The sequence below is a fragment of the Caulobacter vibrioides OR37 genome, assembly GCF_000372645.1.
GTDB lineage: Bacteria > Pseudomonadota > Alphaproteobacteria > Caulobacterales > Caulobacteraceae > Caulobacter > Caulobacter vibrioides_E.
Window position 1 is genome coordinate 111,435 of the sequence record NZ_APMP01000010.1, and the last position, 19,788, is coordinate 131,222.

Here is a 19,788-nt window from a genome sequence, read left to right on the forward strand (position 1 = left end):
GCCGGTCAGACGCGGGCCTGGTGCTCTTCCAGGCCCGTCTCGACCTCGGCGCGGGAGAACACCTCCTCCTGGCCGTCCAGCAGCAGGTCGGACGCCGCGGCGTCCTCGACCGCGATCAAAGCCGCCACGCGCCGCAGGGCGGTTGGCGCGTCCGGCGCCTAGAGCCTTTTTGACGCCTGAAATCGGAATCGATTTCAGGCGTCAAAAAGGCTCTAAATCAAACGTTTAGAGCGTGAGATAAGCTGAAACCGGTTCCCACTTTCAGCCTCACGCTCTCGACGGTCACCTGATGCACCGGCGCGCCGTCGGGCGAGGCGCCGATCATCACCGCGATGGTCCAGGTGGTCGCCATGCGGGACATCCTCCTAATGCGCCGATGCGTCGGCGCGATCATCGCTCTCCGGCGAGGGCTCGGGGACGCCGGCCAGAGTCAGGTCGAACACCGAGCCGCCCGGACCGGTTTCCACGAGCGTCAAATCCCCGCCGTGGCCCTGGGCCAGCTCGCGGGCGATGGCCAGGCCAAGGCCCGTCCCGCCGCGTCGCGCCGAGCCGACGAAGGGCTGGAACAGGTTGGTCCGCGCCCGCTCGGGCACGCCCGGACCGTCATCGGAGAGGCGCAGGACGCTCAGGCCCTCGACGCGGCGCAGCTCGACGAACACCTTGCCCTTGCCGCCGCGATCCGGCGCGCCCTCGATCGCCTCGCGGGCGTTGCGCAGCAAGTTCGTCAGAATGCGGTGCAGTTGGTCCGGATCGGCCAGGATCTGTTCGCGCGGGCCGATCACCGTCTGCAGCACCACCCCCTGGGCGGTCAGGCCGGCGTCCTCGGCGGCCATGTCCAGGGCGGGACGCAGCGGGATGACGCGGGTCACCGGCTCGGGCTCCTTGGACTTGCCATAGGCCATGACGTCCGAGGCCAGGGTGATGGCGCGGTCGAGGGCCCGCTCGAGACGCGGCAGGGCCTGGGCGACCTTGGGATCGCCCAGGGCCGCCAGGCGGTCCGACGCCATCTGGGCGCTGGTCAGCATGTTGCGCAGGTCGTGATTGATCTTCGCCACCGCCTCGCCCAGGGCCGCCAGCCGCGCCTTGGACGACAGGGCGGCCAGCAGGTCGGCCTGCATCCGGTCGAGCTCGGCCTCGGCCCGGCCGATCTCGTCGCGGCGCTTGGAGACGGCGATGCGGGCGGCGGGGTCGTCGGGGTCGCCCCGGAAGGCTTCCATGGCCCGGGTGATCCGCTGCATCGGCCGCACCAGGAAGATGTTCAGGAACGCGTAGACGAACAGCCCCGCCAGGCTGGCGACGAACACCGTCACGCCGGTCAGCTTCCAGAAATAGCTGATCAGTTGCGCCTTCAGCGGCGCGTCGGGCAACACGACCTCGACGAACTCGGCCTTGCGGAAGCGCGGCTCGGCCATCACGCGGACCATGCTGCCGGGCGGGCTGGTCAGGGTGAAGAACGGAGCGGCCAGCCACGAGCCGGGGTTCTGGCGGCGCAGATCGACCAGATAGGGGGTCTTGAACGGCTGCTTGGGCGGCAGGACCAGACGCCGTGCGCCCTCGGCCTGGACAGCCACGGTGACGGCCCCGGCCTGATCGAACATCTGGTTGGCGACCGCGTCGCTGACCCGCAGGTTGGGATCGGATTCGGCGATGGTCGAGGCCAGTTCGCCCGAGCGCACGCGGTCCAGCAGCCAGCTTTCCTCGTAGGCCGCCAGGGTCGGCGGCAGGACCAGCAGACCGCCGAAGGTGACGACGATGGCGGTGAACAGCAGAAGGCGCGCCGACAGGCCGCCCGGCCACGGAAACCGCTTCCGCGTCAGGGCGATCTCATTCTCCGACGGCGAAACCGGATCGGCCATCAGTCGCGGCTACTTCTCGTCCAAGGGCGTCGGTCCGCGCCCTTTGCGCCAATGGCGCCACAAAGGCGGCAGAAAGGCTAGAACGCCCATGCCGATGATCGGAAGATAGATCCGCGGCGACAAGAGGGTTCCCAACGTCACCGGGCCGCCCTGGGCGAAGATGTGGCCCAGCCCCGCGCCGATGCCGGCATAGACGAACGAGCTGGGGATCATGCCCAGCACCGAGGCCAGCAGAAAGGTGCGGGCCGGAACGCTGGCGATCGCGGCCGCGATATTGACGATCAGCAGGGGAAAGGCCGGGATCAGGCGCAGGGTCAGAAGGTAGTGGAACGCGTCCTTGCGCAGCCCCTCGGCCACGCGCGCGATGAAGGCGTCGGGCGCCTTGCGCAGCATGTCGCCAAAGGCGGTGCGAAACACCAGGAAGGTGACGGTCGAGCCCCCCGAGGCGCCGGCGACCGCCGCCAGGCCGCCGCCCAGCGGGCCGAACAGGAAGCCGCCGGTCAGGGACAGCACCAGGGCGCCCGGCAGGGAGATCGCCACCGAGCCGACATAGACGGCCAGATAGATTTCCGCGCACAGCACCGGGTGCTCGCGAGCATAGGCCTGCAGCTGGGCGCCCCGCGCCCGCAGCTCCTCCAGGGACAGGTGCTCGGGCAGACCGATGGCGAAGGCGATCACGAACAGAACGACGATGACCGCCAGCGGCCCGAAACGGCGAAGCAGCGTCAGGGCGCGCGCGGACGTCATGGCGCCCCGACCGCGTCCTCGACGGCGGCGAAGCCATCGGCTCGAAGACGGGCGGCCAGATCGCGCTTGATGCGCTTGACCAGGCCCGGACCGCCATAGACCAGGGCCGAATAGAGCTGCACCGCCCGCGCCCCGGCGCGGATCTTGGCGTAGGCGCCCGCGCCGTCGGCGATCCCGCCCGCGCCGATCAGCGCCACCCGTCCGGCGGCGGCGGCGTGGAAGCGCTCGAGCACCATCGTCGAAGGCGCCAAGAGCGGCGCGCCGGACAGGCCGCCGCCTTCGCTGGCCAGGGCGGACCTCAGGGAGTCCGGCCGGGCGATGGTGGTGTTGCTGACGATGATGGCGTCCAGGCCCGCGCCGACGACGGTCTCGACGATCGCCTCGACCTCGCCGTCCTCGAGATCGGGGGCGACCTTCAGGAAGATCGGATAGTCGCGCCCGGACGAGGCTTTCAGCGTCGCCCGCGCCTCCGCCAGGCGACCCAGAAGCTCCTCCAGCGCCGCCTTGGTCTGAAGAGCGCGCAGGCCGGGCGTATTGGGCGAGGAGATATTGGCGGTGAAATAGTCCGACAGGCCCCAGAGGCGGGTCAGGCCGGCGACATAGTCCTGGATGCGGTCGTCGGCGTCCTTGTTGGCCCCGATATTGGCGCCGACCACGCCGCCCCGACCCTGGCGGACCGACAGGCGCCGCGCGAACGGCTCGAGGCCGCCGTTGTTGAAGCCCATGCGGTTGATCACCGCCTGGTCCTCGGTCAGGCGGAACAGGCGCGGACGCGGATTGCCGGCCTGGGCCAGCGGCGTGACCGTGCCCGCCTCCACGAAGCCGAAGCCGGCGGCCAGCATGGCGTCGGGAACCTCGGCGTTCTTGTCGAAGCCGGCGGCCAGGCCCACGCAGTTGGGAAGGTCGAGGCCCGCCAGCTTCACGGCCAGGATCGGATCGTCCGGACCGCTGTCGCGCGGCCCCAGACCCCATTTCAGCCCCCGGATGGCCCAGCCGTGCGCCTCCTCGGGATCGAGCACATGCAGGGCGCGGGCGGCGAGGTCGTGCGCGCTCATGCGAGATGGTCGCCCAGCCGCGGGACGCCGTCGGCGTCGAGCGACAGCGCGGCCTCGCTCAGCACCTCGGAGATCAGCAAAGGCCGGTAGAGATGCGGGAACAGCGCCCCGCCGCGCGAGGCCTCCCACTTCAGCGCCTCGCCCAGGCCCTCCGCCTCGATCCCCAGCAGGACGAGATCGGCCTGGTCCTTGAAATATCGGGCCGCGGTCTCCTGCGCCTGGTCGGCCGCCGAGAGGTGGATGAAGCCGTCCTGGTGATCGACGGCCGAGCCCTCGAACCGGCCGGCCGCCTTGGCCGCCTCCCATTCCGCGCGGGAGAGGATCTTGTAGATCAGGGTCATTCGCCGCCGGCTCCGCCATTCTCGTGCGCGTAGAAAAGCCGCTCGAGGACCGGCTTGCCGCCCGTCCAGCCGAACACCACGGCGGTCGAGGTCGGGAAGCGGCCGCGCAGCTTGCTGGTGTGGATCGGCGGCGCGCCGGCCTGGGCGGCCAGGCGCAGCGCCAGTTCATGCATTCCGGGATTGTGGCCGACCACCATCACCGTGCCGGCCGTCTCGGCGTGGTCCTCGACCGCCCGGACGATGTCCTCGGGATCGGCGTGATAGAGGTCGCGCAGGTGCTCGACCCGAACCAGGGACGGGAAGTGGGTGACGACGCGCTCGGCCGTCTCGCGGGTGCGCCGCGCCGAGGAGACCAGCATCAGGTCGGGCGTGAAGCCGGCCTCGGCCAGCACCCCGCCCATGACCAGGGCGTCGGCCTGGCCGGTCTCGGCCAGGGCGCGCTCGAAATCTCCGCCGCTCTGGGCGTGCCGCTCGGCCTTGCCGTGGCGCATCAGGATCAGTCGCTCCATGGCGTCCTCCATAGCCGGACGCCGCTCTATCAGGAAGCCGGCGGTTGACACCTTCTTCGCCAAGCGCTCCAAGGCGGCATGGCTGCGCTCGATCTGGTCACGCCCGTCCTGTCCGACGGGGGAACCTGGCGGTTTCCCGCGAACGAACCCCTGCGGCTCGATTCGGGGGGCGTGATCGAAGGTTTGGAAATCGCCTACCAGACCTATGGCCGGCTGAACGCCGACAAGTCCAACGCGGTGCTGATCTGTCACGCCCTGACGATGGACCAGTACGTGGCCTCGCCGCACCCGGTGACCGGAAAGCCCGGCTGGTGGCCGCGCCTGGTCGGCCCCGGCAAGCCCCTGGACCCCGCGCGGCACTTCATCATCTGCTCGAACGTGATCGGCGGCTGCATGGGCTCGACCGGCCCCGCCTCGATCAACCCGGCCACGGGGCGGCCCTACGGCCTGTCGTTCCCGGTGATCACCATCGCCGACATGGTCCGCGCCCAGGCGATGCTGGTGACGGCCCTGGGCGTCGACACCCTGTTCGCCGTCGTCGGCGGCTCGATGGGCGGGATGCAGGTGCAGCAGTGGGCGGTGGACTATCCCGAGCGGATGGCCAGCGCGGTGATCCTGGCCTCGGCCTCGCGCCACTCGGCCCAGAACATCGCCTTCCACGAGGTGGGCCGCCAGGCGATCATGGCCGATCCGGACTGGCGCGGCGGCGCCTATGCCGAGCACGGGGTGCGCCCCGAGAAGGGCCTGGCCGTGGCGCGGATGGCCGCCCATATCACCTATCTGTCCGAACCCGCCCTGCAGCGGAAGTTCGGCCGCGAGCTGCAGCGCGACGGCTTGTCCTGGGGCTTCGACGCCGACTTCCAGGTCGAGAGCTATCTGCGTCACCAGGGATCCAGCTTCGTCGACCGGTTCGACGCCAACAGCTATCTCTACATCACGCGCGCCATGGATTATTTCGACATCGCCGCCAGCCATGGGGGCGTTCTGGCCAAAGCCTTCACGCGCGCCCGCCACGTGCGGTTCTGCGTACTGAGCTTTTCGAGCGACTGGCTCTATCCGACCGCCGAGAACCGCCATCTGGTGCGCGCGCTCACCGCGGCCGGCGCCCGCGCGGCCTTCGCCGAGATCGAGAGCGACAAGGGCCATGACGCCTTCCTGCTGGACGAGCCGGTCATGGACGCGGCCCTGGCGGGCTTCCTGGGCTCGGCCGAGCGCGAGCGGGGGCTGATTTGACGAACGCCGTCATCCGCGAGGACTTCCGCGAGATCCTGCGCCTGGTGCGGCCGGGCTCGCGCGTGCTGGACGTCGGTTGCGGCGAGGGCGCGCTGCTGGATCTGCTGGCCCACGAAAAGCAGGTCGACGCCCGGGGCCTGGAGCTGAGCGCCGAGGGCGTGGCCGCCTGCATGGCGCGCGGCCTGTCGGTGGTGCAGGGCGACGCCGACCTGGACCTGGACCACTTCCCCGATCGCTCTTTCGACTACGCGGTGCTGTCCCAGACCCTGCAGGCGACGCGCCGGCCGCGCCACGTGCTGGACGAGCTGCTGCGCATCGCCGATCGGGCCATCGTCTCGTTCCCGAACTTCGGCCATTGGCGGGTGCGCTGGTCGCTGCTGAGCCGGGGCCGGATGCCCGAGACCAAGGCCCTGCCTCTGCCCTGGTGGTCGACGCCGAACATCCACCTGTGCACCCTCGCGGACTTCATGGCCCTGACGGAGGACTTGAACCTGCGGGTCGACGCCAGCGCCGCCTTCGCCGGGCGCGGTCCCGCGCGACCCATGAACCCGGCCAGCGCGATCGAGAACTGGCGGTCCGAGACCTGCCTCTTCATGCTCAGCCGCAATGGAACGCCGCCCAGCCGGGAACTTCCGGCCGCTTCGGGCGATCTCTTCGGCGGATGAAGACGCTTCGTCTGATGACCTACAACGTCCACCGCTGCGTGGGCGCGGACCGCAAGCTCGATGTAGAGCGTGTGGCCGAGGTCATCGCGGCCGAAAAGCCGGACGTCGTGGCCCTGCAGGAACTGGACGTGCGCCGCGCCCGGACCAAGGGCGTCGACCAGGCTCACCGTCTGGCGGAACTCCTGAAGATGAGCTTCCACTTCCACCCGGCCATGGCGGTCGAGGAGGAACTCTACGGCGACGCCATCCTGACCGCCCTGCCCGAACGACGGGTCAAGGCCAAGGGCCTGCCGCTCTACAAGCGCGTGCCGGGACTGGAGCCGCGCGGCGCCCTGTGGGTCGAGGTCGAGGTCGGCGGGACCAAGGTCCAGATCATCAACACCCACCTCGGACTCGTGCCGCAGGAGCAGAAACGCCAGGCGGCCGCGCTGCTGGGTCCCGATTGGATGGGCGACGACGGGTGGATCGCGCCGGGCGTGGTGCTGGGCGACTTCAACGCCACCCCCTATTCCGCGACCTATCGGATGTTGCGCACGGCCCTGCGCGACGCCCAGGCCCCCAGCCCGGCCTGGCCGCGTCCCGCGACGGCGACCTTCCCGTCCAGCTTTCCGTTCATGCGCATCGACCACGTCTTTCTGACCAAGGGTCTGGAGACCCTGGCGGTCAGCTCGCCCTATGACGCCCGCGCGCGGGTCGCCTCCGACCACCTGCCGCTGGTGGTCGAGCTGGCGATCACGGCCGAAGGCGCTCCGGAGGCTCCGGCGGCGGCGCGGTGAGCCTGGCGATGTCGCGCCGCAGCCGAGCGCGCCGCCCCCAGGGCCGCCAGGCGTCGTCTGGCGAGATGGCGTCGCCCAGGTTCCAGTCGGCGATGAATTTCTCGACGCCGCTCAGGCGCCGCTCCGGCACGGGTTGCAGCCGGCGAGGCGGGCCGCCCTTGACGTCCAGCGCGTTGATCGCCGCCGCCAGGCCGCCTTCCCGGTCCATCGCCTCCAGAATGTCGGCGGCCGAGCGGTCGATGAAATGGCCGACCAGCCGCCCCAGGAAGCCCCGCACCGTCTCGCGCTCGAGGTCGGTGCGCGCCTCGAAGGCCAAGTCGCACTCGCTGTCCAAGCCGATCGAGCGGTTGTTCAGATTGGCGCTGCCGATCCGCAGCATCCAGTCGTCCATGATCGCCACCTTGGAGTGGACGATGATCGGACCGCCGTTCGGGGTGTGGGCCGAGAACGCCGAGAAGCGCTTGTGGACGTCGATCGCGCGCAGCCGGTTGATCGCCGAGGTCCGGGCGCTGTCCATGGTCATCTGGTCGAAATAGCTGGGACTGCGGGCCGGGCCGACCGTGACCACCTCCGGACCGTCGGGCTCGGCCAGGCGTTCGGCCAGCACTTCGACGATGACCGGCGAGGTCAGGTATTGGTTCTCCAGATAGATCAGTCGCCGGGCGCGCTTGATCGCCGCGAGGTGCAGCAACATGCACTCGGTGATCTCGGGCCGCTCGCGCCAGGCGGCCGAGGTGCGGGCCACCGCGATCGGCAGACGGCGAAGATCCGGCGTCAGGTCGTCAGGCCAGGGCGTCTCGTCGGGCCGGGCCGGCCGCTCGACCGGCTCTCCGCCCGACGCTTTCCAGCGGTCGATGAAGAGGTCGGCCATCGCCTCGCCCGCCCGGCCGTCGACCAGCATCGAGACCTCGTGTCGGGCGGGATAGTGACGGCCGGTCGGCAAGCGTCGCAGCGGATTGTTGTCCAGGTGCCGGGTGTCGTCCCAACGGTCGACGCCGATGTCGCCGCCGCTGACGAAGGCCGTGACGCCGTCGATGATCACCGCTTTCTGATGATGACAGGCGCTGGCCGGCAGGGTGGCGTCCAGGCGGTACTTGACCCGCGACCCCGCGAAGAACGCCGCGCCGCGATGCGGTCCGAACAGCTGCGAGGCCGCGATCGGGAACGGCATGTCCCAGGTCAGCACCCGCACGTCCAAGGCCGGGTTCAGCGCCGCCTGCCGTCGCAGAATCAGACCGATGCGGTCGGCGTGGACGGGATCGCGGCTCTTGCGCACGCGGTCGGGATCCAGGCGGGTCAGGGGGTCGAACACCCAGGCCAGGATCCAGATCGACTTGCGCGCCGCCAGCAGCAGCGGCTTCAGCGCATCGAACGCCTCGTCGTTGTCGATGAACAGCGCGACCCTGTCGGCGGTCTCGACCCGCCAGCAGTTGTAGCCCGGTTGGAAGACGGAAGCGTTCGGACCCATGTCGCCCCTGAAGTCGTGAGATTCGACAACGCGCGCGTCCGTCTTATGGCTCCGCTCGATCGCTCCGTCTCGTGAACTCTCCGTAGGGCCAGCCGATCAGCCCGCGATCGCGGCGGCGTCGCGTTCGCCGGTGCGGATGCGCAGCGCCTGCTCCAGATCCAATACGAAGACCTTGCCGTCGCCGATCTTGCCGGTGTTGGCGGTGCGCTGCAGGGCCTCGATGACCGGTTCCAGCACGTCGGTGGGAACGGCGATCTCCAGCTTGACCTTCGGCAGGAGCTTCACCTCGTACTCGGCGCCGCGATAGACCTCGGTCTTGCCCTTCTGGCGGCCGTAGCCGCGCACCTCGGTGACCGTCAGGCCCGACGCCCCCGCGTCGGTGACCGCTTCGAGCACCGCGTCGAGGCGGCTCGGCTTAATCACGGCGACGATCATCTTCATGGCGGTGTTCCCGGGGAGCGAACGGTTGTGGTGATTCCAAGCTAGGCGTCCAATCGCTTCGCTCCAAGTAAGATCAGACGTCCTTGCGGCCCGGCGCCTGTGGAACGGGCGCCGGATGAGCCGGAATCGGACGTTCGCCGCCCCGCCGCGCCGGCGTCGGTCCCGCGGGGCTGGGTAGGAGGACGCCGGGCGCGAAGACCCGGGCGCGGGCGCGGTGGCCGCGCGGCTTGACCGCGAAGGTCTGCTTGATCGCCTCCATCAGGATCAGGCCGGCGAAGCGCGGCCACAGGCGCGCGCCGACCTGTTCGAACCCTTCCGACCAGCCGGCCATGGCGCCGAACGGCGGGACATAGAGCGCCCGGGTCCAACCCGCCGGCTCCAGCTCGGCGTCGCGGATCAGGCGTTCCAGCTGGCTTCGACTATAGGGACGGCCGTGGCCGAACGGCGTGGTCTCCGCCCCCGCCCACGCGCCGTCGCGGGACGCCACGGCGACGATCAGCCGGCCGGTCGGCGCCATCACCCGGCCGATCTCGGCCAACAGGGCCGCCGGATCGTCGGCTTCCTCCAGGGCGTGAACCGCCAACACGCGGTCGAACATGGCGTTGGGCAGCGGCAGCGCCGCTTCCTCGACGAGGCAAGCCTGGTTGCGCTCGCCCAGCGGCCAGACCTCGACGCCCTGCTGGGCGGGCATGGCGGCCACCACGCGCCGGGCGTTGAGGCGCGCGGCGTCCAGAAACGGCGTCGCATAGCCCAGGCCCAGCACGTCCAGGTCGCGGACATCGCCCCAGGCCTCGACGACCTTGCGCGTCAGCATGGTCCGCGCGGCGCGTCCCAGAGGCGCGGCATAGAAGGCCCGCAGGTCGAGCACGTCGCGACGCATTGAGTCTCCCGTCTATAGGCCCCATCCTTGTAGGCGCGCCCGTTCCCCCGCACCAGAGCACCCCATGCCCGTGACCGTTCACCAGTTTCCCTGCCTGTCCGACAACTACGGCTTCCTGGTCCGCGACGCGGCGACCGGCCGGACGGCCTGCATCGACACGCCCGACGCCGCCGCGATCCTGGCGACGCTGAACAAGCTGGGCTGGATTCTGGACCTGATCCTCAACACCCACTGGCACCCCGACCACGCCGGCGGCAACGAAGCGGTCAAGGCGGCGACGGGCGCCACGATCGTCGGTCCCGCGGAGGTGACCCGCATCGCGCCGCTGGATCGCGTCGTGGTCGGCGGTGAAGTGGTCATGCTGGGCGAGACCCGCTTCGACGTCCTGGACGTCGGCGGCCACACCCTGGGCCATATCGCCTATCACGACGCGGCCGACGCCATCGCCTTCGTCGGCGACACCCTGTTCGCGCTGGGCTGCGGCCGGCTGTTCGAGGGAACGCCGGAGCAGATGTGGGACTCGCTGAGCCGCCTGACCGACCTGCCCGACGAGACCACCGTCTATTGCGCTCACGAATACACCGCCTCGAATGCGCGCTTCGCCCTGTCGGTCGACGACTCACCGGCGCTGAAGACCCGCGCCGAGGCGATCTTCGCCGCGCGCGAACGCGGCGAGGCGACCGTGCCGACCTCGATCGCCGCCGAAAAGGCGACCAACCCGTTCCTGCGCGCCCCGCTGCTGCGGCCGGACGCGCGGACGCCGGCCCAGGCCTTCGGCGAGATCCGGGCCGCCAAGGACAGCTTCAAGGGATGAATGCGCGCGTGACCGACAAGGGACTTTCGGGCGACCTGGGCGCCAAGGAAATCATCCGGCTGCTGGACATGCGGCCTCACCCCGAGGGCGGCTGGTACGCGCGGACCTTCGAGGACGCGGCAGGCCCGGACGGCCGCGCTTACTCGACGTGTATCTATTACCTGCTGGAAGCCGAGCAGATGTCGGCTTGGCACCGCGTCGACGCGGTCGAGACCTGGCACTGGTACGCCGGCGCCCCGATCTCGCTGACCCTGTCGCCGCCCGACGGCAAGGGCGCGACCGCCCACGTGCTGGGTCCGGACCTGCGCGCCGGTTGCCGGCCGCAGGTCGTGGTCCCCAACGGCTGGTGGCAGACCGCCGTCAGCCTGGGCGCCTGGACCCTGGTCGGCTGCACGGTCGCCCCCGGGTTCCGGTTCGAGGGCTTCGAGCTGGCCCCGCCCGACTGGCGTCCCTCCAAGGCCTGATCCGGAGCGCGCGAGGGGTGCGGCGGAGTGTCGCGGGCGCCCGACATGGGTACCCATAGTGGGCAATTCGGTCGCATGGCGTCGTTATGTGAGCCGTGCAATCCTTTTCCGGCCGCTATCCCGCGTGACCAGGGGAACCGAGTTATCCATGTCCGATGAGTACGCCAATGCGCGCGCGGCCACCCGCTACGCGACGGATTACATCCTGCGCTGGGTCGAGATCGCTAACGAAGTCCACGGGTCCGACCTGCTGTACGCCTTGGTTTTCACCACGCTTTGGGCCGGCAACTGCTCGCATATCCGGGGCGGCGTCTATTCGGATGTCGATGACGTCCCACCCGACCACGAACGTCGCCCCCTGACCGTGCGCCAAGTCGCGGACTCGCTGGGCCTGCCCTACGAGACCGTGCGGCGCCGGTTCGTCGAGATGCTGGAAAAGGGCATGGCCCAGCGCGTGGGCCGCGAGGGCTTCATCGTGCCGCAGTCGGCGCTGTCCCGGCCTGAAATGGTGCAAGGTCTCAAGCGCTCGCACCAGAGCCTGACGCGCTTCCTGAAGGAACTGAAGTCGATCGGGATCGAAGCGGCTTAGGATAAACGGTCTAGACGCTCGATCCGCGGACGATCAGCTCGACCGGGGCCATCACCGACGGCGCGTCTTCGCCCGCCATGCGGCGGAACAGAAGATCGACCATGGTCTGGGCGCCATGCTCCAGGTCCTGGCGGAGGGTGGTCAGCGGCGGCGCCCCGTAACGCGCCAGCATGATGTCGTCGAAGCCGACGACGGCCACATCGCCGGGCGCGCTTCGTCCCGCCTCGCGAAGAGCCTCCAGCGCGGCCAGGGCGATAACATCCGAGAAGGCGAAGACCGCGTCGAACGAAGGGCCCGAGGCGATGAACCTGGCCACATCGTCCCGCGCCTCTTGCAGGCTGTGGGAGACCGGCGCGACCAGGGCCGGGTCGAACGTCAGACCGGCCTCCGCCAGTCCCCGACGGTAGCCTTCGAACCGCTGCGCGGCCTCCGGCGCTTCGGTCGCGCCGAAAAAGGCGATGCGCTCGCGCCCCAAGCCCGCCAGATGGGCCACGGCCAGCCGTCCGCCCTCCAGATGATCGCCGCCCACCGCGCAGTAGCGCTGGCCGGGCAGCTGGGCGCCCCAAACGACCATCGGCCTGTAGGTGTCGGCGACGGCGTTCAGCGCCGCGTGCTCGACGCTCTGGCCGATCAGGATCAGGCCGTCCGCGCGCTGCGACTGGATGATCCGCTCCAGCCAGCCCGGCTCGGTCGCGATCACCTTGTGAACCAGGACGGCGTAGCCGCGCCGGGCTATCTCGTCGACGAGCCGACCGACCATTTCCAAGAGGAACGGGTCGGATATGAGCCGGCCGGTCTGGTGCGGCAGGGGAATGACGACCCCGATGATGTCGGTTTTGCGCAGGCGAAGGCTGCGGGCCGACTGGTTGACCACATAGCCATGGGTCCGCGCGATCTCGACGATCTGATCACGGAGCGTCTTGGGGATCAGGGGATTGCCCGCCAGGGCGCGCGACACCGTCGAGATCGAGACGCCCGCCATGCGCGCGATGTCGGCCATCTTCAGCCGTCCGCGTTCAGGAACCTTGGCCGGGTCGGATTGATCCATGATCTGACAATAGAACCTTGGAGGCGCGCGAAAGGGCGCGCCGGCGTCGCACTGGGCGGCGCAACGGCGCCGTCGGCTAACACTGCTATTCGGGCCGGGTAAATGGCGACTAAGACTTTATGGTTACGCTTTCCGGACGCTTCGCCGCCTCGGATATCAGCGATTCATCACCTTGAGGATGCGCTTGGACGATGGCCGTCCGGCCAGGCCCTCGCCCGGGGCGTAGGTGACGATCAGCTCGCCGTCCTTGACCTGGGCGCCGGGCTTGTGGCCCTCGGCCAGCAGCACGCGCATGATCTTGGCCAGGACCGAACGGTCCTTGCGGGCCGCGCGTTCGAAGGCCTCGGCCGTCAGGGTGGCGGAGTCGGCGATCAGCACCGAGGTCTCGGGACGCGCGTCCTGCAGCGTGGCGAACTCGATCTGGCGCTGGGCCACGCGGCTGGCGCGGTTGGCGGCCAGGGCCAGACGCTGGAACAGGGCCGCCACCGAAAGCACGGCCGGCGGCTGGATCGACGAGGCCCGGCCCGACAGCGCCGCCGCCGCGCCCATCGGCGCGTCGTCCGTGAACAGAATCACGCCGCCAAGCTTGGTGACCCGCAGAACGGGCTCACCGAGGTCGTTGCGATAGATGACGTCGCCGCGCGAGGCCGGCTGGGGCGACAGCACCCAGACCTCGTTGCTGTTGTCGAATTTCATCAACGGCTGAGGCGAGGCCTGATCGAAGATGAATCCGCCGCCACCGTCGGAGACGTAACGCGCCACCGGCGGCGCGGCGCTCATGCGGTGGGTGTCCGGCGGACCGTGGCGTCCCAGCAGGGCGTCGCGCAACCCGTGCGGCCCCTGCTGGGCGAAGGCGGTCCCCGCCAAGGCCAGCGAGGCGACGATCGCCAGGACGCAGCGCGTCCCCAGGTCGTTCAGCTCCACCTTACGAAATATCATGTGATCGTACTGCCCGCCGACTAGGGCGAATCTTGGACGTCAAAACGTCCGTTCTCCAAAGCCGCGCGCATGAGGCCAAAAGGTCGCACTGGCCGTCAAGCGCGGGCTTCGGAGGGCCGAGGCCGGCGAGCCTCAGGCCATGTACTGGCCGCCGTTCAGGGTCAGCGTGGCGCCGGTGACGAAGCCGGCCCGCTCGCCCGCGAGGAACGACACCATGTCGGCGATCTCCTCGCCCCGGCCCAGGCGACCGACGGGGATGCCGGCGATGATGCCGGCCAGGACGTTTTCCGGCACGGCCGCCACCATCTCGGTGTCGATATAGCCGGGACAGATGACATTGACCGTCACGCCCTTCTTGGCGTTCTCCAGGGCCAGGGCCTTGGTGAAGCCGATCAGGCCGGCCTTGGCGGCCGAATAGTTGGTCTGACCCATCTGACCCTTCTGGCCGTTGATCGAGCTGATATTGACGATGCGGCCCCAGCCGCGCTCGCGCATCCCCTCGATCACCGGCCGGGTCATGTTGAAGGCCGAGTCCATGTTGACCCGGATGACCTCGGACCACTGCTCGTAGGTCATCTTGTGCAACATGCCGTCGCGGGTGATGCCGGCGTTGTTGACCAGGATCTCGATGGGACCGAGCTCGGCCTCGACCTTCTTCACCGCCGCCTGGCAGTCCTCGAAGTGGCCGACATTGCCCTTCACGACCATCACGCCCAGCTCCTTGGCGCAGGCCTCGGCGGCGGCTTCGTTCCCGGAATAGCCCGCCGCCACCTTGTGGCCGTCGGCGATCAGCCGTTCGCAGATCGCCCGACCGATGCCGCGGGTGCCGCCGGTCACGAACGCAACTCTCGTCATACCTGTCTCCCGGTTATTCTTATGGTTGCGCCGGCCCGCGCGATCCTTGTTCGAAAGGACCCCGCGACCCCGGCAAAGGTCGCGCGGATCGCGTTCAGAGGGCTTCGACGCACATGGCGACGCCCATGCCGCCGCCGACGCACAGCGTGGCCAGGCCCTTCTTGCCGCCGGACCGCTTCAGCTCGTGCAGCAGGGTGGTCAGGATCCGCGCGCCCGAAGCGCCGATCGGGTGGCCGATGGCGATCGCGCCGCCATTGACATTGACCTTGGCCGAGTCGAGGCCCAGCTCGCGGACCACGCACAGCGACTGGGCGGCGAAGGCCTCGTTGCTCTCGACGAGGTCGAGGTCCGAAATCGACCAGCCCGCCTTTTCCAAAGCCTTGCGCGAAGCCGGGATCGGGCCCGTGCCCATGATCTCGGGCTCGACGCCGGCATTGGCCCACGAGGCGATCCTGGCCAGGGGCTTGAGACCGCGCTTGGCGGCTTCCTCGGCGCTCATCAGCACGAGGGCCGCGGCGCCGTCGTTCAGGCCCGAGGCGTTCGCGGCGGTGACCGAGCCGTCCTTGGTGAAGGCCGGCTTCAAGCCCTGGATGCCTTCCAGGGTCACGCCGTGGCGAATGAACTCGTCCTTGTCGACGACGGTGTCGCCCTTGCGGCCCTTGATGGTGACCGGGACGATCTCCTCATCGAACTTGCCGCCCTTCTGCGCCGCCTCGGCCTTGTTCTGGCTGGCGACGGCGAACCTGTCCTGGTCCTCGCGGGTGATCTGCCAGCGCGCGGCGATGTTCTCCGCCGTCTGGCCCATATGATAGCCGTGGAAGGCGTCCCACAGGCCGTCCTTGATCATGGTGTCGACGAAGGCCAGGTCGCCCATCTTCTGGCCGCCGCGCAGGTTCTGGGCGTGCGGGGCCTGGCTCATGCTCTCCTGGCCGCCGGCGACGACCACCTTGGCCGAGCCATCGGCGATCTGCTGCGCCGCCAGGGCGACGGCGCGCAGGCCCGAGCCGCACAGCTGGTTCAGGCTCCAGGCCGGGCTCTCGACCGGAATGCCGGCCTTCACCGAGGCCTGGCGCGCGGGTCCCTGGCCGGCGCCGGCCTGAAGCACCTGGCCCAGGATCACTTCATCCACGTCGGCGGGCTGAAGGCCCGCGCGAGAAACGGCGGCCTCGATGGCGACCTTGCCCAGCTCGGCGGCGGGCAGGCTGGACAGCGCCCCGTTGAAGGAACCGACCGGCGTGCGGGCGGCGGAGACGATGACGATGTCGCTCATGAGTAGCTCCCGTGACATTCTCGACGTGACGCCCTAGCGGCCGCGGCGCCCGCTTCTTTCGTAACGCGGCGCAGCGTGGCACATCCGGACCTGATCCGTCATCCGCACATTTTCACGGCTTGATGACGTCTCCAAGTCATCTGACCACTGGCGCGGCGCCTTTGCATTGGCGATAGTGCGACGCGAAAAGCGGACGAGAACGCTTCAGGGAACGAAATGTCCGAGAACCCGGAAAAAGGCGAAGCGACCACCGGCGCCGACAAGGCGAACGGTCAGCGCGTGATCATCAAGAAGTACGCCAACCGCCGTCTCTACAACACGGCGTCGTCGTCCTACGTCACCCTCGAACACCTGTCCGACATGGTGAAGGAAGGCGTCGACTTCGTGGTCTACGACGCCAAGACCAACGACGACATCACCCGTTCGGTCCTGACCCAGATCATCTTCGAGGAAGAAAATCGCGGCGAAGGCCAGAACCTGCTGCCGATCCAGTTCCTCCGCCAGCTGATCGGCTTCTACGGCAACTCGATGCAGGCCTTCCTGCCGTCCTATCTGGAAATGTCGCTGGAAAGCTTCGCCAAGCAGCAGGAACGCCTGCGCGGCCAGCTGTCGAACCTGGCGCCGGGCAAGATGCCGGGCATGGGCGTCTACGAGGAGCAGATCCGCCAGAACATGGCGCTGTTCGATCGGGCGATGAAGATGTTCTCGCCATTCGCCTATGTTCGCCCGGAGGACGCCGCCGCGCCCGCCGAACCGCCGCCCGCGCCCCCGGCGGCGTCGACGTCCAGCGACGACTCCCTGGCCGACCTGAAGCGCCAGATGGAGGCGATGCAGGAGCAGCTCGCCAAGCTGGCCAACAAGTCTTAACCAAGACGATCCAGCGGTTCTTAACCGTCCTGGCCCTAGCTTTGGGGACATGAACGGCCCGATCGATCCCATTCGACGCTCTGGTCCCGCGCGCCGCGCTCTGCCGGCGCCGCGCGATGGCGATCGTCGGGAGAGTCAGGAAGAGGTCGTGTTCGTCGTCGAGGACGAGACGCCCTCGCCGCCGCCCGAGCCGCCGCGCCGCGGAAGCTTCGCCGCCTTCGCCGCCCACCTGATGGGCCAGCGCGGTCAAAAGCGCGGCCTGCGGGGTGGGCAGGAAGTGCTGGACGCGGCCAGATCGACCTATCTCGGGACGGAATATTCCGGCGAAAGCGACCGGCGTCCCAAGGCGGGCCTGCTAAAGAAGACCAACATCTAGCCCTTCGCGCGCCGCGAAGCCTCGACGATCGCCAGGCCGGGCGGGCCGCGCGGCGGCCTTGGCGACCGCGACGACGAAAGTTTGGTGGGAACCGGCGGGTTGGCGCGGGTCTTGCTTAACCGTTGGTGAATTGATCGCCCACGGGTCCTTCCATGTTGTCCGTCGCCATCCGCATCTTCGACGTCGCCGTCGTGGCCCTGATCTTCACGGTCCTGACCTGAGGACTCCAGCCCCGGTTAGGCGCTTTCGAGCAGCATCATCGTGCCCTGTCCGCCGTCGGCGCAGATGCTGACGATGGCGCGTTCGCCCTTCGGACGCGCCGCCAGCTCCTTCACCGCCTGACTGAGGATCCGCGCGCCGGTGGCCCCGAACGGGTGACCCAGCGCCAGGCTGCCGCCGTTGGGATTCACGCGATCGCGCGGGAACGCGCCCAGCGGCGTCGCCACCCCGGCCTTGTCGCTCAGGAACTTGGCGCTCTCCCAGGCGGCGATATGCGACAGCACCTGGGCGGCGAAGGCTTCGTGGATCTCCCACAGCCCGACATCGGCATAGATCATGCCGTTGCGCGCCAGCAGGCGCGGCACGCCGTAGGCCGGAGCCATCAGCAGGCCCTCATGGCGCAGGTCGATCGAGGTGACCTCGTAGTCGACGATCCTGACCTTGGGCGTCTCGCCGGGCAGGCGGGCCATGCCGGCTTCCGATCCCACCCAGATCGCCGCCGCCCCGTCGGTCAGGGGCGAGGAATTGCCCGCCGTCAGCGTGCCCTTGCCGCTGGTCCGGTCGAAGGCGGGCGCCAGCTTGGCCAGCTTTTCCAGCGTCGAATCCTTGCGCGGGATAGTGTCGCGCCGCGTGTCGCCGACCGGGATGACCAGGTCGTCGAAGAAGCCCTGCTCCCAGCCCTTCACCGCGCCCTGATGGCTGGCCAGGGCCAGGGCGTCCTGGTCGGCGCGGCTCAGGCCCCATTCCTTGGCGGTGATCTCGGTGTGCTCGCCCATCGACAGGCCGGTGACCCGATTGGCCACCTTGGGGATGAAGAGCTTGACGTCCTTGAGGTTCAGCGCGCCGAGGGCGGCGAGGCGCTGCTGGCCGGTCTTGGCGCCCTGGAACTTGCGGATCCAGTCCGAGAGCGCGACCGACAGGCCGATCTGCACCCGGCTCATGCTTTCGACGCCGCCGACCAGGGCCAGGTCGCGTCCTCGCCCGTCGACCATGCCCGCCGCCTCGATCGCGCCCATCATGCTGGTCGAGCAGGCCATGATCGTCGAGAAGGCCGGAATGGTCGGGTCGGCGCCGGCGTCCAGCAGCACCTCGCGCGCCAGATTGCTCCAGGTCAGGTTGGGGATCACCGTGCCCCAGACGGCGAAATCGGGCCGGGCGCCGCCGCCCGGACCTTGCGGCGCCAGCATCGCCTTGACGACCGGGACGGACAGCTGGATCGCGTCGAGAGACGCCAGCGGCCCGTCGACCTTGGCGAACGGCGTGCGCACGCCGGCGGCGAGCCAGACCTTGGCGGAAGAAGCGGCGGACATGGGAATCTCCGAGAATCGGGGCGGCCTTCGACCCTATATGGGAGCGACGCGACGCCTTTGCTTCTTGTCGAATATCGCCCTCGCGCGCGGCGTGATGGCCTTCGCCATTTGCGCGCGGGCGCGCGGCGGCTTAATCGGCAGGCATGAGCACCGAACTTTCCCTCGACGACAAGAAGGCCGCGGCCCGCGCCTGGTTCGAAACCCTGCGCGACCAGATCTGCGCCGAATTCGAACGGCTCGAGGACGCGGCGCCGGCCGACCTCTATCCCGGCGCGCCCGGCCGCTTCGAGAAGAAGCCCTGGGAGCGCCCGGCGGGGGGCGGGGGCGTCATGGGCATGATGCATGGCCGCCTGTTCGAAAAGGTCGGAGTCCATGTCTCGACGGTGTTCGGGACCTTCACCCCGGAGATGGCCAAGTCCATGCCGGGCGCGGCCGACGATCCCCGATTCTTCGCCACCGGCATCAGCCTGATCGCGCACATGACCAATCCGCGCGTGCCGGCCGTGCACATGAACACCCGCTTCATCGCCACGACCAAGAGCTGGTTCGGCGGCGGCGGCGACCTGACGCCCTTGCTGGGCTATCAGCGCAGCCAGGACTTCCCCGACGCCATCGACTTCCACGCCGCCTACCGCAAGGCCTGCGACCGCCACGACCCCGCCTGGTATCCCAAGTACAAGGCCTGGTGCGACGAGTACTTCTTCCTGCCGCACCGCAACGAGCCGCGCGGCATTGGCGGCATCTTCTACGACCACCACGACAGCGGCGACTGGGACCGCGACTTCGCCTTCACCCAGGACGTCGGCAAGGCGTTCCTGGAGGTCTATCCGGATCTGGTCCGCCGTCGGATGGGCGAAGCCTGGACGCCGGAAGAGCGCGATCAACAGCTGGTCCAGCGCGGCCGCTATGTCGAGTTCAACCTGCTCTACGATCGCGGCACCATGTTCGGCCTCAAGACCGGCGGCAACGTCGAGTCGATCCTCAGCTCGATGCCGCCGACGGTGAAGTGGCCGTAGGATAGGTCTTTCCCCTTTCGAACACGCGCTCGCCGCTTCACGCGGCGCGG

General features: G+C 69.2%; 24 protein-coding genes. 9 read left to right on the plus strand and 15 right to left on the minus strand.

The window, feature by feature from the left end:
* Positions 1-5: 5 nt before the first annotated feature.
* From OR37_RS22325 to OR37_RS10370, 7 genes are all read right to left on the minus strand, one after another.
* On the minus strand, positions 6-128 hold the full coding sequence (locus OR37_RS22325) for a hypothetical protein (protein ID WP_268743950.1): 123 nt from the start codon (positions 126-128) through the stop codon (positions 6-8).
* An 89-nt stretch (positions 129-217) separates the two neighbouring features.
* Positions 218-352, minus strand: a complete 135-nt coding sequence (locus OR37_RS22330) for a hypothetical protein (protein WP_004619298.1) — start codon at positions 350-352, stop codon at positions 218-220.
* Between the two features lie 13 nt (positions 353-365).
* Complete coding sequence (locus OR37_RS10350; RefSeq protein WP_004619300.1) at positions 366-1,856, minus strand: sensor histidine kinase; 1,491 nt, start codon at positions 1,854-1,856, stop codon at positions 366-368.
* Positions 1,857-1,865: 9 nt separating this feature from the next.
* Entirely contained in the window at positions 1,866-2,603 is a 738-nt protein-coding gene (locus OR37_RS10355; protein WP_004619303.1) for a TVP38/TMEM64 family protein, read from the minus strand.
* On the minus strand, positions 2,600-3,658 hold the full coding sequence (locus tag OR37_RS10360; RefSeq protein WP_004619305.1) for a quinone-dependent dihydroorotate dehydrogenase: 1,059 nt from the start codon (positions 3,656-3,658) through the stop codon (positions 2,600-2,602). The genes OR37_RS10355 and OR37_RS10360 overlap by 4 nt, the downstream gene beginning before the upstream one ends.
* Positions 3,655-3,999, minus strand: coding sequence for a DUF952 domain-containing protein (locus OR37_RS10365; protein ID WP_004619307.1), 345 nt, complete (start codon positions 3,997-3,999; stop codon positions 3,655-3,657). The genes OR37_RS10360 and OR37_RS10365 overlap by 4 nt, the downstream gene beginning before the upstream one ends.
* Complete coding sequence (locus OR37_RS10370) at positions 3,996-4,508, minus strand: SixA phosphatase family protein (RefSeq protein ID WP_004619309.1); 513 nt, start codon at positions 4,506-4,508, stop codon at positions 3,996-3,998. Before OR37_RS10370 ends, OR37_RS10365 begins: the two co-directional genes overlap by 4 nt.
* A gap of 78 nt (positions 4,509-4,586) precedes the next feature.
* Between OR37_RS10370 and metX the strand changes: the two genes are divergently transcribed.
* Genes metX through OR37_RS10385 form a run of 3 tightly spaced genes read left to right on the plus strand, consistent with a single transcriptional unit; the run spans position 4,587 to position 7,182 of the window.
* Positions 4,587-5,741, plus strand: a complete 1,155-nt coding sequence (metX, locus tag OR37_RS10375) for a homoserine O-acetyltransferase MetX (protein WP_004619311.1) — start codon at positions 4,587-4,589, stop codon at positions 5,739-5,741.
* A complete protein-coding gene (gene metW / locus OR37_RS10380) occupies positions 5,738-6,406 on the plus strand; it encodes a methionine biosynthesis protein MetW (protein WP_004619312.1) in 669 nt (222 codons plus the stop codon). Before metX ends, metW begins: the two co-directional genes overlap by 4 nt.
* Positions 6,403-7,182 (plus strand): endonuclease/exonuclease/phosphatase family protein, encoded by a 780-nt coding sequence (locus OR37_RS10385; RefSeq protein ID WP_004619314.1) that lies wholly within the window; start codon positions 6,403-6,405, stop codon positions 7,180-7,182. Before metW ends, OR37_RS10385 begins: the two co-directional genes overlap by 4 nt.
* Here the strand turns inward: OR37_RS10385 and OR37_RS10390 are convergent.
* The 3 genes from OR37_RS10390 to OR37_RS10400 form a co-directional block, all read right to left on the minus strand.
* On the minus strand, positions 7,139-8,650 hold the full coding sequence (locus OR37_RS10390) for a phospholipase D-like domain-containing protein (RefSeq protein ID WP_004619316.1): 1,512 nt from the start codon (positions 8,648-8,650) through the stop codon (positions 7,139-7,141). The two genes, OR37_RS10385 and OR37_RS10390, sit on opposite strands and share 44 nt — an antisense overlap.
* Before the next feature lie 96 nt (positions 8,651-8,746).
* Positions 8,747-9,091: a P-II family nitrogen regulator gene (locus OR37_RS10395; RefSeq protein ID WP_004619318.1), complete on the minus strand. Its 345-nt coding sequence runs from the start codon at positions 9,089-9,091 to the stop codon at positions 8,747-8,749.
* A 73-nt stretch (positions 9,092-9,164) separates the two neighbouring features.
* Positions 9,165-9,971 (minus strand): class I SAM-dependent methyltransferase, encoded by an 807-nt coding sequence (locus OR37_RS10400; RefSeq protein WP_004619320.1) that lies wholly within the window; start codon positions 9,969-9,971, stop codon positions 9,165-9,167.
* 64 nt (positions 9,972-10,035) lie between these two features.
* Here OR37_RS10400 and gloB point away from each other — a divergent pair, with 64 nt between their 5' ends.
* The 3 genes from gloB (at position 10,036) to OR37_RS10415 (ending at position 11,838) form a co-directional block, all read left to right on the plus strand.
* Positions 10,036-10,785, plus strand: coding sequence for a hydroxyacylglutathione hydrolase (gloB, locus tag OR37_RS10405; protein WP_004619322.1), 750 nt, complete (start codon positions 10,036-10,038; stop codon positions 10,783-10,785).
* A complete protein-coding gene (locus OR37_RS10410) occupies positions 10,782-11,249 on the plus strand; it encodes a cupin domain-containing protein (protein WP_004619324.1) in 468 nt (155 codons plus the stop codon). The genes gloB and OR37_RS10410 overlap by 4 nt, the downstream gene beginning before the upstream one ends.
* Before the next feature lie 148 nt (positions 11,250-11,397).
* The gene (locus OR37_RS10415) at positions 11,398-11,838 is read left to right on the plus strand and encodes a hypothetical protein (protein WP_004619326.1); all 441 of its coding nucleotides are present in this window, start codon (positions 11,398-11,400) and stop codon (positions 11,836-11,838) included.
* A gap of 10 nt (positions 11,839-11,848) precedes the next feature.
* Here the strand turns inward: OR37_RS10415 and OR37_RS10420 are convergent, their stop codons facing one another.
* The 4 genes from OR37_RS10420 to OR37_RS10440 form a co-directional block, all read right to left on the minus strand.
* Entirely contained in the window at positions 11,849-12,838 is a 990-nt protein-coding gene (locus OR37_RS10420; RefSeq protein ID WP_004619328.1) for a LacI family DNA-binding transcriptional regulator, read from the minus strand.
* A 204-nt stretch (positions 12,839-13,042) separates the two neighbouring features.
* On the minus strand, positions 13,043-13,825 hold the full coding sequence (locus tag OR37_RS10430; RefSeq protein WP_004619330.1) for a DUF4908 domain-containing protein: 783 nt from the start codon (positions 13,823-13,825) through the stop codon (positions 13,043-13,045).
* A 132-nt stretch (positions 13,826-13,957) separates the two neighbouring features.
* Positions 13,958-14,680: a beta-ketoacyl-ACP reductase gene (locus OR37_RS10435; protein WP_004619333.1), complete on the minus strand. Its 723-nt coding sequence runs from the start codon at positions 14,678-14,680 to the stop codon at positions 13,958-13,960.
* A 94-nt stretch (positions 14,681-14,774) separates the two neighbouring features.
* Entirely contained in the window at positions 14,775-15,950 is a 1,176-nt protein-coding gene (locus tag OR37_RS10440) for an acetyl-CoA C-acetyltransferase (protein ID WP_004619334.1), read from the minus strand.
* A gap of 216 nt (positions 15,951-16,166) precedes the next feature.
* Here OR37_RS10440 and phaR point away from each other — a divergent pair, with 216 nt between their 5' ends.
* Complete coding sequence (gene phaR / locus OR37_RS10445; RefSeq protein ID WP_004619336.1) at positions 16,167-16,817, plus strand: polyhydroxyalkanoate synthesis repressor PhaR; 651 nt, start codon at positions 16,167-16,169, stop codon at positions 16,815-16,817.
* A gap of 49 nt (positions 16,818-16,866) precedes the next feature.
* The gene (locus OR37_RS10450; RefSeq protein WP_035017214.1) at positions 16,867-17,193 is read left to right on the plus strand and encodes a hypothetical protein; all 327 of its coding nucleotides are present in this window, start codon (positions 16,867-16,869) and stop codon (positions 17,191-17,193) included.
* Between the two features lie 236 nt (positions 17,194-17,429).
* On the opposite strand, the gene OR37_RS10455 is transcribed toward OR37_RS10450, so the two are convergent.
* Positions 17,430-18,722 (minus strand): acetyl-CoA C-acyltransferase, encoded by a 1,293-nt coding sequence (locus OR37_RS10455; protein ID WP_004619340.1) that lies wholly within the window; start codon positions 18,720-18,722, stop codon positions 17,430-17,432.
* A gap of 143 nt (positions 18,723-18,865) precedes the next feature.
* On the opposite strand from OR37_RS10455, the gene hemF reads away from it, so the two are divergent.
* Entirely contained in the window at positions 18,866-19,738 is an 873-nt protein-coding gene (hemF, locus tag OR37_RS10460) for an oxygen-dependent coproporphyrinogen oxidase (protein ID WP_004619342.1), read from the plus strand.
* Positions 19,739-19,788 lie beyond the last annotated feature (50 nt).